General features: G+C 70.8%; 11 protein-coding genes and 1 tRNA gene. 4 read left to right on the top strand and 8 right to left on the bottom strand.

The window, feature by feature from the left end; all coding sequences use genetic code 11:
- Positions 1–507: 507 nt before the first annotated feature.
- Entirely contained in the window at positions 508–765 is a 258-nt protein-coding gene (locus ACZ7FF_RS31890) for a hypothetical protein (RefSeq protein ID WP_470816548.1), read from the bottom strand.
- 327 nt (positions 766–1,092) lie between these two features.
- Between ACZ7FF_RS31890 and ACZ7FF_RS31885 the strand changes: the two genes are divergently transcribed.
- Entirely contained in the window at positions 1,093–3,621 is a 2,529-nt protein-coding gene (locus tag ACZ7FF_RS31885; protein ID WP_470816546.1) for a helicase associated domain-containing protein, read from the top strand.
- A gap of 1,263 nt (positions 3,622–4,884) precedes the next feature.
- Here the strand turns inward: ACZ7FF_RS31885 and ACZ7FF_RS31880 are convergent.
- From ACZ7FF_RS31880 to ACZ7FF_RS31870, 3 genes are all read right to left on the bottom strand, one after another.
- Positions 4,885–5,118, bottom strand: a complete 234-nt coding sequence (locus ACZ7FF_RS31880; protein ID WP_470816545.1) for a hypothetical protein — start codon at positions 5,116–5,118, stop codon at positions 4,885–4,887.
- A 326-nt stretch (positions 5,119–5,444) separates the two neighbouring features.
- Entirely contained in the window at positions 5,445–5,954 is a 510-nt protein-coding gene (locus tag ACZ7FF_RS31875) for a hypothetical protein (RefSeq protein ID WP_470816542.1), read from the bottom strand.
- A gap of 90 nt (positions 5,955–6,044) precedes the next feature.
- A complete protein-coding gene (locus ACZ7FF_RS31870; RefSeq protein WP_470816540.1) occupies positions 6,045–6,782 on the bottom strand; it encodes a Crp/Fnr family transcriptional regulator in 738 nt (245 codons plus the stop codon).
- A gap of 1,798 nt (positions 6,783–8,580) precedes the next feature.
- On the opposite strand from ACZ7FF_RS31870, the gene ACZ7FF_RS31865 reads away from it, so the two are divergent.
- Together ACZ7FF_RS31865 and ACZ7FF_RS31860 are read left to right on the top strand one after the other, a co-directional pair.
- Positions 8,581–8,658: transfer RNA gene (locus tag ACZ7FF_RS31865), tRNA-Met, on the top strand.
- A 321-nt stretch (positions 8,659–8,979) separates the two neighbouring features.
- Positions 8,980–9,198, top strand: a complete 219-nt coding sequence (locus ACZ7FF_RS31860; RefSeq protein ID WP_470816539.1) for a hypothetical protein — start codon at positions 8,980–8,982, stop codon at positions 9,196–9,198.
- Between the two features lie 172 nt (positions 9,199–9,370).
- Here the strand turns inward: ACZ7FF_RS31860 and ACZ7FF_RS31855 are convergent, their stop codons facing one another.
- Positions 9,371–10,147, bottom strand: coding sequence for a hypothetical protein (locus ACZ7FF_RS31855; protein WP_470816537.1), 777 nt, complete (start codon positions 10,145–10,147; stop codon positions 9,371–9,373).
- A gap of 647 nt (positions 10,148–10,794) precedes the next feature.
- Here ACZ7FF_RS31855 and ACZ7FF_RS31850 point away from each other — a divergent pair.
- Positions 10,795–13,914, top strand: coding sequence for an AfsR/SARP family transcriptional regulator (locus tag ACZ7FF_RS31850; protein ID WP_470816535.1), 3,120 nt, complete (start codon positions 10,795–10,797; stop codon positions 13,912–13,914).
- Here ACZ7FF_RS31850 and ACZ7FF_RS31845 read toward each other — a convergent pair.
- The 3 genes from ACZ7FF_RS31845 to ACZ7FF_RS31835 form a co-directional block, all read right to left on the bottom strand.
- Entirely contained in the window at positions 13,887–14,087 is a 201-nt protein-coding gene (locus ACZ7FF_RS31845) for a hypothetical protein (RefSeq protein WP_470816534.1), read from the bottom strand. The two genes, ACZ7FF_RS31850 and ACZ7FF_RS31845, sit on opposite strands and share 28 nt — an antisense overlap.
- An 82-nt stretch (positions 14,088–14,169) precedes the next feature.
- Complete coding sequence (locus ACZ7FF_RS31840; protein ID WP_470816532.1) at positions 14,170–14,385, bottom strand: hypothetical protein; 216 nt, start codon at positions 14,383–14,385, stop codon at positions 14,170–14,172.
- A 126-nt stretch (positions 14,386–14,511) separates the two neighbouring features.
- Entirely contained in the window at positions 14,512–15,912 is a 1,401-nt protein-coding gene (locus tag ACZ7FF_RS31835; protein ID WP_470816530.1) for a helix-turn-helix domain-containing protein, read from the bottom strand.
- Between the last annotated feature and the right edge of the window lie 111 nt (positions 15,913–16,023).

The following is a 16,023-nucleotide window of genomic DNA, read 5'->3' as shown; positions in this document are numbered from 1 at the left end:
CCCCGCGGAGCGGGTCCCATCGCGCTGCGCGCGATGCAAGCGAACCCCCGTGCTGCGCACGGGGGTTGCGCTCCCGCTCCGCGTGAGCGCTAGCGGCTCGCTGCGCTCCCCACGCCATCCTGCTTGCTTCGCAAGCAGGATGGCGTGCCTTCCGCTGCGCTCCAGGCACGAGGCCGCATGCGCGGCCAGGCCCGGTGCTCGCATCGGGCCTGCGGTTCTCCGCTGCGCTTCGCACCGCAAGCCTTGCGCTGCGCGCAAGGCAACGGGCCACGCTCCGCGCGGCCCGAGCTGGCAGCAAGAAGGGGTGGTCTGTGCCCGAGCGGGGGCTTGAAGGTCAGGTTCGTTCCTGCTTGATCGGCGGTGCCCACGGCTTCACCGGGGGCACCGGGCCCTCCAGGGCGCTACGGAACTTCTCCTTCAGGCCTTTCGGTGGTGCTTCCTTCTCTTCCTGTGAGTGCATGAGCCGGGCTGTGGTCACTCGTATATGACACTCGCGGTGGCCCTGCCTCAACAGCACTGTCCACGCACCGTCCTGAGCGAGGAAAGCGTGCCGGGCCGGCTCGTCTCCCGGCCGCGCGTGGCGGGCCAGGCCGCCCGGCAGGTAGTCAGCGCCGCATCCTCGGCCGCCGCAACCGCCTGCGCCTCATCCTGGCCGATGTGGTGCGCGCCCACCAGCATCCACCGGTGCAGCTTCAGTTCCATGCCGTCAGGGCGCTCGGTTATCCGGGTGTCCTCTTCGATGAGGACGTACCACTCGGTGGTCATGGCCGGCGTCTACCTGTCTTCCCGGGGCCTGGCATGCCCACTTTTTTCTATGCACTGGGCGGGCGATAGAAATGACCCCGTGGCTGGAAACTATCATGTCGGCGTGTCCTGCTCTGTGCTGCTTCATTTTTGAACTGCGATAGACTTTGGAATTGAACAAGGCTACCGTTGATGGTGTCAGAAGGCGTGTTCCAGCTACCAGTCGCCGAGTCCGATCGGCCTGGTGCCCGTGCTTCGTCTTGGCCAACGCGCCGTCAATCACCAGCAGACCAAGGCATTCTTGCTCCACTGGTACCGCATCCGACACACAGCAGAGGGCCGGCCGGCATGGCAGTGAAGGAACTCCGACCCCATCAGCGAGAAGCCGTGGACGCGGTACTCCGTCACCTCGAATTCTCTGCACGATCGACGGTGCCAGAGCGGGGGCTGCGGACTCAGGTGGTCATGGCGACCGGGTCCGGGAAGACCCTCGTCGCGGTGCGCAGCGCGCAGGAGCTCCGAGCGGGCCGGGTTCTGGTGCTCGTGCCCTCGCTGGACCTGCTCGCACAGACGGAGGCCGCCTGGCGTGAGGGCGGCCGCACGGGACCGATGATCGGGGTCTCGTCCCTGCGCGGGGACGAGGTCGGCTTCCCGAACACCACGGACGTGGACGAGCTGATCGACTGGGTGCGGCCCTTCGACCGCGTCACGGTGTTCGCCACGTACGCCTCGCTCGGGCTCGGTACGCTCGAGCGCGCGCACGCCGCGGGCCTGCCGGGCTGGGATCTCATCGTGGTCGACGAGGCACACCGGACCTCGGGGCGGATCGGCAAGCCGTGGGCGGTCGTGCACGACAACACCCGGATCCCGGCGCTGCGCCGGCTGTACATGACGGCCACACCTCGGCTGTGGCAGCTGGACGAGGATGCCGAGGGCGCGCCGGGTGAGCTGGTCGCGTCCATGGCAGACGATCCGGACGGGCCGTTCGGCGCCCGCTGCTACACACTGACCCTGTCGGAGGCGATCGGCCGGGGGATCTGCGCGCCCTATCAGGTGGTGTGCGTGGACATCACCGACACCCAGCTCCAGGCCGCGCAGCTCCTCGGCGCCGAAGCACGCTCGGACCAGGTGCGTGGGGCCCGTCTCGCCGCGCTGCAGACCGCGCTGTTGAAGGCGTCCTCGGAGGAGGACTTCCGGCGCACTCTCGTCTTCCACCACGTGGTCAAGGAGGCCGAAGCCTTTGCGGCCGGCCTCTCCCAGGTCGCCGAGCAGCTGCGCGCCAGTGACCCCGGGCAGTACCCGCGCACCGTCTGGGCCGACTGGCTGTGCGGTGACCACCGGGCCGACCACCGCCGACGTGTGCTCGGTGAGTTCGCCGCCGGCACCGCCACCGACGGCACCGTGGTGCAGAAGAGCTTCCTGGGCTCGGTGAAGGTACTCGGCGAGGGCGTCGACACCCGGGAATGCGACTCCGTCTACTTCGCCGACGTCCGCGGCTCCATGCCCGACCTCGTCCAGGCCGTCGGCCGCGCCCTACGCCTGCACCCCGGCCAGGGCAAGACCGCCTCCCTCGTCGTCCCCGTCCTGCTCGGCCCCGGCGAGACAACCGACAACATGCTCACCAGCCGGGCCTACGGCGGCCTGGCCATGCTCCTGGAAGCGCTCAGAGCGCACGACACCCGGGTGGTGGAACAGCTCGCCGTACAGCAGGCCCGCAGCCGTGTCCACGGTGTCCAGAGCCGCAGCGGGGCCGAGGACGAGGGGACAGTAAGCGACCGCAGCGACCGGCTGTCCCTGCCGGCCCGAGCACTGCTGAAGTTCAGCACGCCACGTGATCCGGCCGCGCTCGCCGCGTTCATCAACCTGCGCGTCCTCAACCCCGAACACGCCTACTGGCGCCGCGGTATCGAAGCCGCCACCCTCTACACCCGCGAATACGGCGACCTGCGCGTGCCCTTCACCTACCGCGTCCCCCGCGGGGATGACGGCCAGGCGGTGGAGGCCGGCGGGTGGCCGGCCTCGCTCGCCGCCTTCCCGCTCGGGCAGTGGATCGCCGACGCCCGCCGCTTCCACGCCCGCGGCCGTCTGGACGCCGACCGCATCCACCAGCTGGAGAACCTCGGCATGGTCTGGAGCCACTACGACGTCGCCTGGGAACAGGGCCTCGCTGCCGCACGCGGATGGGCCGCCGAGACAGGCCACCTCCTGGCACCGACGGACGCCACCCACCGGGGCTACCGGATCGGTATCTGGCTGAAGAACCAAAGGGCCGCCGCCCGACGAGCAGCGGAGAACGAACAGCGGCGCGCCGAAGGGCTGCCCGTGCAGTCGTCGGTCGGGGCGCTGTCCGAGGAACGGCGCGAGCAGCTGGACGACATCGACCCGGCCTGGTGCCCGGCCTGGCCCGTGGGATGGCAACGCGCCTTCCACCTTGCCCGGCTCCACCTCGGGGCCGGTGGCACGCTGCCGGCCGAGCCCGGTGCCGTAGTGCACCAAGGCGAAGACCTCGGCAGGTGGGTGCGGACGGTCCGGTACGGCTGGGACAAACTGACAGGCGTCCAGCAATGGATGTGTGAGCAGGTCCTCGGGATCGAGCCCGAGGCCGAGGACGAGAAGCCGCCCCCGCGCCGCACGCAGGCCGACAGGTGGGCCCTCAACTACGCGGCCGCCCGCCAGTACTACGAACGCGAGGGACACCTACGGGTGCCGAGGAAGCACCTCGAACGCATCGTCGTCGGAGACGGCGGCAGCGGCGAGGACCAGGAGGAGCGGGAGCTCCGGCTTGGCGCCTGGATCGGGAACCAACGCAGCCGGGCCGCGACGCTGTCCCCGGAGCGGATGGTGCAGCTGTCCGCCATCGGCATGCGCTGGACATAGCCGCAGGACGCCACAAGCCGCCTTCGTACGAGTAGAAAGTCACAACGTAGCGAGCTTCGCCCCTCGTAGGCGTAGAAGGGTCAGTAGTCGATCACCGTCGTTCCTCGAGCGCTGAAGGCCCTCGTCTCACCGAGTCGAGGATCGGAGCCTGGATCGGCAACCAGTGCTCCCGGGCCGCAACGTTGGCGCCGGAACGGGTAGAACAGCTGTCCCGCATCGGCATGCGATGGACGTAGATGGGCGCAAGCTGGCCCGAACATCAGGCGTTGATTCCCCCGTCACCTCTGTGTAAGGTCCATCGGCGCCCTGGATCCAGATCGCAAGTCTCTCGGTGGCTGGTGCTGTACCGGCTGGGGCGTGAGCGCTAGCCCGTCGACTGCGGTCTGTCGGACTGCATCTGCCCGCTCTTTTCGTGGCCGAGATTTCGGCTGCGGCCCCGGACGCGGCGTCGTCGGTGGTGACGGGCGCGGCGGTGAAGCCGAACCGTGCGCGGCTCACCGACGCGCCCGCGCTTCAGCAGCCACCCGCGTGGATGTCGATGACCGTGTCCTGCGGACCTGCACCGACCGTGATCGCCCACGGCCCGTCCGGCGCCCTGCCGCTCCCGACGCTGTTATGCCCGCTCCTGAGGCGGCGCGCCCAGGAGCGGTGGGGGGTGGTGGCTTACACCTTCTCCGCTGTGGCGGCTCCTGGAGGTGCTGGCGTGGACGCCTGGGGCGTGCGGCCGGGTCGGGGTCGGGAGGTAGTGCCTCGTCGGTGGAACGCCGGTTGCTTCGACGAGCACGGTGATGCGGTCGGCGAAGTCGGAGCCGGGCAGGGGGATGTCTGAGTCGGGCGCGCGGAGTTCATCACGCATCTGATCGCGCAGGGCGCCCACGAGGGCATCGCGGAGGCCCGTGTCGGGGCGAGCGCATCGGACGGTCTCCGGGCATGAACGCGGAGCAAATCCGCCACGCGCGCGCCCTGTTTGCGCGGCCGGAGAACGCGATCACCTCGATTTGCGAAGCTGCTCGGGGTCTCCCGTACGACCTTGTACAAGTACGTGCTGGAGCTGGCGGCGGGGCGGGACGCGCTGGCTCCCGGGGTGGTTCCCTCGCCTGTCTGGTCCCGGAATCCCAGCTCGGACACGAGGGAACAACTAACCGGCCGGTAGCTAGGGCGAATCGGGCGTGATGCCCTGACCGTCGTATGCCGACCTGCGGAAACGATCGCAGGGGCCCGGGGATCCCCCGGGCCAGTATGAACGGCCTGTCCGGGGCGGGTTCAGCTGTGCCTGGTCTCTTGGGCGTCGCCGCGGGCCGGCGCCTCTGTGGTGCTCTCGGCCACCGGCTCAGCGGCGGCGGCCCGGCGCTTGCTCCACGTGTCATAGGCCACGGTCCCGGCGACGGTGAGGGCGCTGCCGATGATGACGCCCTGGCCGCGGTAGGAGTACCGCAGCGCGACGGGACCGCCGCGCTTGGCTGCTTCCTTGGCCAGTTCCGCATAGGCCCACGCCATGGTGCTACCTCAGTTCGTGTCGCTCGCTCGGAGACGGGTCGATGATCGCAGACGGACGCGCCGCGGGTGGAACGTTCGCGGATGCTCGTCCGGTGCGCGCCGCTCCTCCGCAGCGGGCCTGGCCCCCGCGCCGCTGCGCGACCCGGGCGCGCCGGAGCTGGGCGACGCTGGCACCGGAGTGAATCGAACAGCTCTCCAACATCGGTGTGGGCTGGTCTTGAGGGCCCGCAGAACCCGGGGCCGGGGATGACGCGGTGCGGAGACGGGGGTGGGCCGCACGGAGGATTCCGTGCGGCCCAGCCTCGCGTTCAGCTCGATGGCGTCGGTCAGACGCGCCGGAGCACGTTGATCTTCTGCCGAGCCGTGCTGATGGCACGCTCCAGCTCGATGCGGGCGGACTCCTGCTTCATGGCCCAGGTCATCTGGGTGCGGACCTCGGCGGGCGGGATCTTGGCCGCCGCCGGCATTTTGGGCAGGGCCGTGTCGAGGTAGATGGCCGCGCACTTGACGACCTTGTCCAGCTCGTCGCGGATGGACTCGGGGTGCTCGCGGCCTCTGATCATGTTGACGATCCGGGTCACCTCCGCGAAGTCTTCTGCACCGCACGGCGTCCTCGCGAGGCCGCACTGTTGCTTGTACAGGGCTTCGAGGTCCTCGGCGGGCACGACGAGGTCGGCTGTGTCCTCCTCCTTGCGGCGGACCTTCTGCACCCAGGCGAACGCCTTCTTGTGGTGGGTCAGCGTGAGCGAGCCGAGCCCGCCGGCGACGAACGACGAGATGCCCGTCGCGATGAGAGTGGCGTCGCCGGGGTCGGCGACGATCGAGCTGAGCTGCATGAGGGGTTCCTTGTGTAGGTGCTGAGGGCCGCACGCCCGGAGGTCGGGGTGGTGGGTGCGGCGTTGGGCGGTGGGTCCGGACGGTGACGATCAGGTGCAGACGGCGTTGTGGTGCAGGGCATCGAGATCGTGGACGGTGAACTTGCGGTATCCGGCTTCGATCGCGCCGTGGCGCCGCAGGCTGCCGATCGCGTTCTCCACGGTGGACACGCTGAGTTGGAGCGCTGCGGCCAGGTCCTTCTGGGTCAGGCCGCTGATGGTGGTGCTGCGCGAGACCGTGGGGTCGGGCTGGCCTGCTGTCTCGGCGAGGTGGGCCAGGAGCATGCTGACGCGCTGGAACGGGGGCTGCGCGAACATGGCGTAGATCCGCTCGTCCTGCCGGTTGCGGTCCTCCAGGCTGCGCAGCAGCGCCAGTTGGACCTCCGGACGCTGGCGCTGCAGGCGGTGCATGTAGCTGACGCGCCAGGGGACGACGTACGTCTTGGACATGCACGTGGTGGTGACCGACGAGTCGCGCGTGATCAGCTTCGCTTCGCCGACGACCTCACCGATGCCGCGGAACCGGGTGATCGTGGGGGTGCCGGGCACGGCGCCGAGAGGGTGGCGCTCTTGGCGGACGCATCCCTGCACGATGATGAAGAGGTGCTTGTCGTCCGCGGTGAGCGGGAGCATCTCGTCCCGGTTGTAGGAGCGGGCGCGCTGGTCCCAGTCCTTGCTCATGGTCTGCCAGGTCGACGCCGGCAGGTGCTTGAGGAAGCTGCCCTCGGGCATGGTCGTGCGGCCGAGAAGGAGGTCGCTCAGCCGGGGCGCGCTGGCCTTGACGGGCATCCGTCACACCCCCCTGCGGCGGTGCGGAGTGTTCCGGGAGGGGTTCAACGGCGCGGCGGGGCGCGCATCGTGACGGTGCGTTGCTTGCTCACTTCGGTGGATCGCGCGGCGCGGGGTGCGTGCGGCGATGCCACCGTTGACGGCGGTACGCATGGCGGCCTGTCCCTATGGGTGATGTAGGTAGGTGCGCCCCCGTGGCGGGGGCGCACCCGGTTTGGTGGATCCAGCGCCCTCTCCCGCGGGGTCCGCCGAGCCGTCGTGCTGTGGTGTGGCCGGGCGGCGCATGGTGAGAACGTCAGGCTCATCACGCTACCCCCAGCCGCAACGAAATCGCCACTTTCCTTCTGTCCGGTGCCCGCCTTTCCGTGGAACATCGGTGAAGAGTGCCAGACACCCTGATTCTGGGGTTTTTGGACCGGCTCCCGAGACTTGTGGAAGTGGGATGCATCACAGTGTCTTGGAATTCAGGGAAACGCCAGGCTTATACAAATATTCACGGCAGCCATTTCCTGCATATGCGCAGACGCGTACCGGAATGCCTATCAGATGAGCGCCACAAGACCCATATGAGGCGCGCCACATAATGGGGGAGGCCTCGGAGCACCACACTCCGAAGCCTCCCCAGAGGGCCTGGACCCACCAAGGCTCAGACCGGTACCCAGTTAACCATCGCGCACCAGCCAAGGACACGCCGACGCAAATCTCGCCCCCAAAGAAGCCCCAGTATTGGGGCGTTGCCCGGTCCCGTTTGCGCGAGCTTGGCCACCAGGACATCCGATCCGATGTGGAGCGTAACGTGGTCCGTTTTGTGAACTTAGCGTTTTAAAGTATTTATGTCCGCACATTCGGTCCCCGCGATCGCGACCACCGAAGAGCACTCCTAGCCATTTATGATCACCGTTTACTGGCCGACAGGAACTAGGAAGGGTGACCTAACCGTAGCCAACCTAAGGCCAAAGGTTCGGGGCCGGAACATGAACCCCCGGCGCAAATCGCACGCAAGCGGTAATCAATCAAAACCAAGGAATGACCGTCCAGCAATTCATACCCTTTCACGCGAGAAGAAAAAAGAATGACCAAAGCGTCGACGGGCATATCCTCGCGAACGTCCGAAGATGTGCCGCCGGCCATAATGTCGACTCATAGCCTTGACCACATCCAGCAGCCCAGCCGGCGACGCGGGGGCGCGCAGAAACTTTCCGCCCGTCAGAAGCGCTCGACAAGCGACCAGTTATCGCCAGACGGCGCCCCCACAGACTCACAAGTCACAGAAAATGTAAACCACGTCACTCCGCGTCACCGGCGCACAAGCAGCCGCACGCCGCCCCACAGGCAGCCGCCGCACCACCGGGTGCGCCATCGCAGCGAACCGCACGCCGCCGGCACGGCTGCAGCCCGAAGACCCCACTGCCGAGGGTGCACGCCGCCCCGGTGCTCCCGCCAGCCGTCGTCACGGGCCCGGTCGCCCTCCTCTCCGGGAAGACCGCACACAGGCCGCCACCCTCGCGTCGCTCCGGGACACGTAGGTGCACACACAGGTCGCCGCGAACGGCGTGTGCAACGCCGACACCGCCACGGCCGCGGCCGCCTCCCCGCCGCCGGAGTACCCGATGACATCCGGACACGACCTGCTGCGCCGTGCGCACCGAGAGAACTGTCGCCGCGTACCCGGCCCGCCGGCCGGTGCCACCGGGCCTGCGCCCCAGGGCCGGACGGAACCAGATACAACCCTTCGCCGCGCACAGCGCGAAAATCCCCTGCCCTGGCCCGACACCGTCCCCTACGCTGGGAAGCCCGACGCGGGGTGGAGCAGCTCGGTAGCTCGCTGGGCTCATAACCCAGAGGTCGCGCGGTTCAAATCCCGCCCCCGCTACCACCAGCCGGCCCTCTTCCGACCACACTCGTCCGGCAGCTTCCCCGCGCGCCGACGCTGGCGTCGCCCCGGCCTGCTCGCCGGTGGACAAGCGTGCGCGCTCCCGGGGGGACGCAGGCGGTTCATGTCCGGACGGCGTCGATGTCACCGGAGTTGACCAGCGCCGTCCTCAGCTCCCGCGTACCGACGGCGTGTTCGGCCCGGGCAGGACCACCGCGGCGTCCAGCAACAGCCGGCCTGCCGTCGCACGACCACGTCCCGCCACGTCCGGGCGGGGTGGGCCACCAGGCGCACGGCGAGCAACAGCGCGTCCACAGTGCCGGGGTGGACAGCAGCACACCCGACGACCAGGCCGGCGTCGGATTGGCGCGGGCAGTGCTCGGCGCTCACCCGCGCCAACTTCAACCCCACAGCCTCGCCGACGGCCGCACCGGCGAACGCGCTCGCCGCGGCCAGCGCTCCGGCGGACAGAGCGGCCGTGAGCGCGGCACGCCCCAGAGCCACGGCCGTGTCCACCTGCGCGGCCGCAGCCGACGGGAGTGAGCAGCCGACACCCGGCATCCAGGCGGCGATCATATTCAGCCGCCGGCGGGCGTCGTCCGCTCCGCCCGGGCCCGCCGCCAGGTCGACCCACAGGGCATCCGGATCGCCCAAACCTGTCGCGTGCTGGACGCCATACGCGCCGGACACCTCCTGACCGACGGGGGGACACCCGTCACTCCGTGCGGGTGTGACCGTTCTTGAGCACCCCGTAGTAGTCGCTGTAGGTGAGTTCCAGCTTGAACACCAGGCCGTACCGTTTACGGATGGCGGCGACCGTGGCGGCCTTCGGGTCACGTGCCACGCGGGACACGGGTGGGTCGTCGACGAGGCCGGCGTAGGGCTCCTCGACCAGCCGGCGCGGGGCGCCGTCGCGTGTCGTGTCCCAGGTCAGCGTCTGTCCGGAGGCGGCCAGCCTGGTCGGCTCGGGGGCCTTGAGGCCCTGGGGGTTCGGGCCGTGCCCCCGGTAGTAGGCGACGAGTTGCTTTCCGTGGTCGTCGTGCGTGAACGGGACAGGACTTCCGGATCCCGCCGACCGGGGACGGGCGTGGTCGCCCGCGGTCAGGATCCCGTCGAGGGTGTCGCTCACGTGCCTGGGGGCGGCGCCGTAGTAGGCGGTGATGTTCATCGAGCAGACGATCTTGTAGTCGTCGGTCTTCTGCTGGAAGAACCAGCCTGGTCCCGATCCCGGCACACACACGTCGTGCACCAGGACCAGGCCGAGCGACAGGGGCGTGCGGTCGGCGTACGCCCGCGCCACGTCCCGGAGTCGTTGCTCCGCCCGCTGCCGGGCCTGCACCGCCCGGCCGCTCTCCCCGAGCTTGCGCAGCTGCTTGTCGCTGACGGCACGGTCCGGGGTAGTGGAACAGGCCGAGACGGCGAACAGGACGATCACCGCCAACGAGCCCCACACGCTCTTCGAGCCGGCGGCACGCCGCGCGGAAGTCCTCATGCTTGTCCGCCCCCCCATCAGCAGCTGTCTCGACGTCGTCGTAGGCCCGGCCCGACCGTCACCGTGCACCAGGGCGGCCGGGCCGGGCATGAGTACGTGTACTCAGACGGCTACAGGCTCATGCCGATGCAGGGCCCTTGGGCGCGGAAGCGCGCGCGGGTTGCCGGTCAGGGCGTCGCGCCGTCGTGGCCGGAGCAGCCGAGGTCGTGAGTCGGGCCTTGGTCTGTCGTTGATCAGTGTCAGCCGCCCGTACGTCTCATAGCGTTCGCGGCTGTCCTCGCCGTCTATCAGATCGCCTGCGGGTTCCTGCTTGGTGCAGCATGCGAGATCCGCGCGCGCATCGGCGCGTTCCTCCGTTGGAGGAGCTCGTTGGCGAGTTCGGCTTCGGCTGGGGAGTCGGCGTGATCGGCTTGCGGATGTAGTCAGGTCTCCGACCGCTGCGTGCATCGCTGAGGATCGGCAGCCGGATCCTCCAGACCGGCACACCCGTTCCTCAGTCGCGCACCAAGTCGTGAAAGGTTGGATCCCCGGCCCGGCCGATGGCGTCTTAAAGGTGTCTGCGAGCGATCCTGTCTGCTTGTCCTACTGACCGTTGCAAGGGGAAACACCGGGTGGCTGGAGCATTCCGTTTCGAGATACTTGGCGCGGTGCGCGCGTACCGGGGGGACGTCGAGCTGCGTGTGGGACCGCCGCAGCAGCAGGCGTTGCTGTCGTTGCTGCTGCTGCGCGCCAACCAGCCCGTGTCCATGGCCCAGATCGTCGGCGCGCTGTGGGCGGACGCGCCGCCGACCCGGGCGGTGACCACCATCCGCACCTACGTCTGGCGGCTGCGCAAGCTGCTGGAGGCGGAGGGCGCGGCGCCGACCGTGCTGGAACTGGCCGGTGACGGCTACCGGTTGGCGGTGCCGGACGGGGCGCTGGATCTCAACCGTGCCGAGGAGCTGGCCGCCGGGGCCGCCCGCGCCGCGGCAGACGACCGGGTGCCGGAGGCCGCGGGGCTGCTGGCGCGGGCCCTGGACCTGTGGCAGGGGGAGCCGCTGGCGGGGGTGCCCGGGCCGTTCGCCGAGCGGCAGCGCGTCCGGCTGGAGGAGTTGCGGCTGACGCTGTGCGAGAAGCGCTTCGAACTCGCTCTGGCGCTGGGCCATCACCGTTCGGCCGTCCCGGATCTGGTCGAGCTGACCGATGCCCATCCGCTGCGGGAACGCCCCTACGGTCTGCTGATGCGTGCCTTGTACGGGGCGGGCCGTCAGGCCGACGCCCTCGCGGTGTTCAGCCGGGTGCGGGACCTGCTGATCGAGGAGCAGGGCATCGAGCCCGGTCCCGAACTGGCCGAGGTGCACCGGCGGATCCTGGCGGGCGATCCCGCGCTGGCCGGACCCGACCGGGACCTGCCGAGGCCGGCGCGGCCTCGGCCGCCGCGGGAGGGCGGCGAGGGCGGCGAGGGCGGGGGCGCGCCCGGGCGGGACGGCTGCGGGGACGGCGGGGGGACGGCGGCGGCGACGGCGGCCGTGTCCTTGGCGTGGCAGCCGGTGCCCGCCCAGCTGCCCTACGATGCGCCGGACTTCGTCGGCCGGGCCGAAGAGGTCGACGCCTGGCTCGCGCTGCTCACCGAACCGGTGCGCCGGGCGCCGGTCGTGCTGGCCGCCGCCGGGATGGGGGGTGTCGGCAAGACCTGCCTCACCCTGCACATCGCCCATCGGGCCCGGGCCCACTACCCCGACGGGCAGCTGCACACCGATCTGCGGGGCAGCGGGGCCGACCCGGCGAAACCGGGCTTCGTCCTGGCCGGGTTCCTGGCCGCGCTGGGCGTGCCCGAGGACGAGGTGCCCGACGGCGTCGAGGACCGCTGCCGGCTGTTCCGGTCGCTGGTGGACGGGCGGCGGCTGCTGATCGTCCTGGACAACGCGCGGGACGCCGCCCAGGTCCGCGAGCTGATCCCGGGGTCGTCGAGCTGCGCCGTCATCGTCACCAGCCGATCGCCCATGTTCGACCTTCCGCTGACGGCCCAGCTGCTGCTGGAGCCGTTCCGTTCCGGGGAGGCGCTGGACCTGCTCGGCTCGATCATCGGCCCGAAGCGGCTGGCGGTGCAGCGGGAGGACGCGCTGAAGCTGGTCGAGGCCTGCGGCCATCTGCCGCTCGCGGTGCGCATCGTGGCCACCCGGCTGGCGGCGCGGCCGGCCTGGACGGCGGCGACGCTGACCGCGCGGCTGGCGGACGAGCAGCGGCGCATCGCCGAGCTGCGGATCGGGGCGCTGGCGATCGACGCCGTCTTCGAACTGGGCTACGAGCAGCTCACCGTGGCGCAGGCGCGGGCCTTCAGGCTGGTCGCCCTGGCCGGTGCGGCGGACATCGGGGTGCCGGCGGCGGCTGCCGCGATGGGTGTCGACGAGGCCAGCGCGGAGGTGCTGCTGGAGTCGCTGACCGACGCGGCGATGCTGAAGTCCGCCAAGCCCGGCCGTTACGGGTACCACGATCTGGTGCGGGTCTTTGCCCGGCAGCGTGCGGAGTCACACGACCCTGGGGAGGCGGCGGCGGCTCTCGGCAGGCTGCTGGACTTCCTGCTGGCGACGGCCGTCAGCGCGTTCCCGCACGCGATTCCCGGGGACGCGGTGGCGGAGGCGTTCGGCCCTGTGAGATCGGCCGGGCTGGAGTTCCGTGACGTGCACGCCGCGCGTGCCTGGGTGGCGGCCGAGATCGACGGTCTGGTCGCGGCGGCGTTGAGCGCCGTCACGCTGCGGCTGCCGGACGCGACGCAGGACCGGCTCGGCAGTGCGGTCGACCTGCTGCTCGCGGTCAGCCCGTTCACCCATGCCGTGTGGTACGAGCGGATGACCCCGGTGGCGCTGGCGCTGGCCGAGACCGCGGAACTGACCGGCTGTCAGCGGATCGTGGGGCGGGCGCGGATGCTCTGCGGGGGCATCGCGTTGCGCGCGGACCGGATCGAGGACGCGGGGCGGCACGCGGGGCTGGCCGTCGAGGCGGCCCGTGTCGCGGGAGACGTGTACACGCTGCGTCAGGCCCTCAACGATCTGGGGCTCGTGGCGCAGTTCCTGCGTCGTTTCGAGGAGGCGGCGGCCTGCTACGACGAGGCGATCGCCCTGGCGCACGCCCTGGGCCATCACTCCGGTGCGGCGGTGACGACCGTCAACGCGGCGCTGGCCCGGGTGCGCAGCGGGCGGCCCGAGGAGGCCATTTCCTCGTGCGAGTCCGCGTTGTCGCTGATGCGGGAGCTGGGTGACAGTGTGGGCGTGGCCTATGCGCTGTATGTGCTCGCCTTGGCGCTGCACGAACTGGGCCGCTACGAGGAGGCGGTGGCCCGCTACGGCGAGGCGCTGACGGTGTGCCGGGCGGCCGGGCTGCGGGAGCGGGAGGCGCAGGTGCTCTACCGGTTGGCGGAGACCCTGCGCAGCACCGGGCGGCAGCGGGAGGCCGTGGAGCATGCGGCCGCGGCGGTCGCCCGCTGCGAGGAGGCGTGTTCCGAACGGGACCGGGCGCAGGCCCTGGTCGTCCTGGGGCGGGCGCTGGCCGATCTGGGGGAGGCGGAGCGGGCCAGGGAGCGTCTGGAGTCGGCGCGCGGTGTCTTCGCCCGTCTGGGGTTGCCCGACGCGGCCGACGTGTCGAAGCTGCTGGTCGGGCTGGCGGGGCGCGACGGCGGGGAGCAGGGGGGCGGGGCGGCGTACGGGGACGGCCGCCCGGGGCGGGAGGTGTCCGCGCCGGACGGCCGTGTGTCAGCCGTGGATCACATCTTCGCGTTCGGCGGGTCGTAGCTCGATCCGGTGTTGTTGACGTCGGTGCGCCAGTCGGCCTGGACGACGCTGTGCTCGCCTCCCGGCGTGCGGGTGTGCGCCGGGCCGGCGAGGGCGGAGCCGACGGTGCCGAGGGCGGTCGCGGCGAGCAGCGTCAGGCCGAGTGCCGTACAGGCGCGGGGCAGCTGAGACATGGGAGGTCCTCCTTGGCGGTCACCACCGGTGGTCTGCCGGTGGTCGATTTTGGGGGGGGTGTGCTGCTGCGGGCGGGTCGTGTCAGCAGCAGAGGGGGATGTCGTTGGTGGGCGAGGGGCTGTGGATCGCGGTCAGTGCGTCGCGGAACTCCGGTGCCGGCGCCGTGGTGAGCGCGGCGGGGAGCGCCGCCAGCAGCAGGGCCAGGACCGCCGTCCGGACGGCTCGGTGGTGCAACGGGCCGGTGACGGCCCCTCCGGGCGTGCGGGCACCCGTGGGGCGGGTGGAGGCGTTCGGCATGCGGAGCATCTGCTTTCGTCGGGGGAGGAACCGGTGAACGGTGCCGGGAAAGGGGCGGCCGCCCCTTTCCCGTGCGGTCTCCTGCGACGTTAGGCGCCGGCGATCAACGGGGATTCAGCAACCGATCTACGACCGGGTCGCGCGCCGGTGAGCGGTAGGTTCTTCGGCGGCTGCCGGTGCGCCGGGCTCCCCCGCGGTGGCGGCCCGGCCGATGGCGGGGAGCAGGCTGCTGCGCTGGCCGAGGCAGCGCAGGCTCTGCCGGTAGGCGCCCAGGGCGCGGTCGGTGTGTCCGGCGCGCTCCAGCAGGTCCCCGAGGTCGTTCCAGGCGGAGGCCGCCTGCCGGTCCGCCTCGGAGGCCTCCAGCAGCAGCGCGGCCCGTTCGCAGCCGGCCTCGGCCGCCGCCGCATCCCCGAGCTGCAGTTGGGCGCCGGCCAGCACCAGGAGGGTGCGCGCGCTCTCCAGCCGGTGTTCGCCGCCCAGCAGTTCCAGTGCCCGCCGGGCGTGCCGCTCGGCCTGGCCGGCGTCGGACTCCAGCAGGCACGCGCGGGCCAGCGCGGTCTCGCAGTACGCCCTGTCGACGGTGCTGCCGTGGTCCGCGAGGCTCTCGGCGCTGCGGGTCAGCTGCGCCTTGGCCTGCGCAAGGTCGCCGTCCTGCGTCTGCATCAGCACCGACGCGTAGGCGTTGCGCAGCCGGGACAGTGCCCGGGCGTCGTCGCCCTCGGAGTAGATGGCCAGGGCGCGTTCCAGCAGCAGCAGGGCGTCGGCGCAGGCGCCGTTGCGGTGGGCGACCACTCCGGCGTTCCAGTAGGCGGCGCCCAGGGCCTTGCGGTCGCTGATGCCCTCCGCCTCCTCGATGGCGGTGCGGGCCAGGGCGGCCGCGCGGTGCAGGTCGCCGCGCTCGCAGTGCAGGCCGACGAGTGTGGCCAGCAGTTCGACGCCCAGCACGGTCGGGGTGAGCTGGAGGCCGCGGGCCTCCTCCAGGGTGGCGGTGGCCAGGTCGATCGCGTGGGCCAGATCGCCCATCTCCCGGTAGCAGCGGCACAGTGCCACCGCCACCGCGAGCCGCGGGATCAGGGACTGCCCGTAGCCGGCGTGGTCCAGCAGCGCCTGGTAGCGGTCGGCGGCCTCCTCCAGCCGGCCCGCGTGCTCCAGGGCCTGGGCCACGCCGTACTCGGCGGACAGCCGGACATCGTCCTTCCCCGCCGCGGCGGCCTCGTCGCGGACCGCCGCGTAGGTGTCCAGGGCCGTCTTCGGGTCGCCGTTGCGCAGGCTGATCTCCGCGTAGCGCAGATCGGTCTGGAGGCTGTCGTGCCGTTCACTCGCGAGCAGTTCCAGCAGGTGTCCCGGGGCGCAGCCGAGCCGGGCGGCGATCTGTTCCAGGACTTCCGGGGAGGGGGTCCGCTTGCCCGCCTCCAGCAGCGAGATGTAGCTCGGGGAGAGTGTCGTGCCGGCCAGGTCCGTCTGCGACAGACCTGCCTCGCGGCGCAGCCGGCGGATCCGTGAACCCAGGGCCTGCGATTCCGCCATGATGCCTTCCCCTTATTGTGACTGACAGCAGGACATAGTGAGTGAATATACTCGGTCAATGCCTGGTGTTGCCAGGCCTGCATGTCGGCCGACAAGCGGGGTCGAGATTGA

Source organism: Streptomyces sp. NPDC037126 (assembly GCF_055605965.1).
The sequence above is the reverse complement of the archived record's forward strand: the minus strand, read 5'-3'. Positions and strand labels throughout refer to the sequence as shown.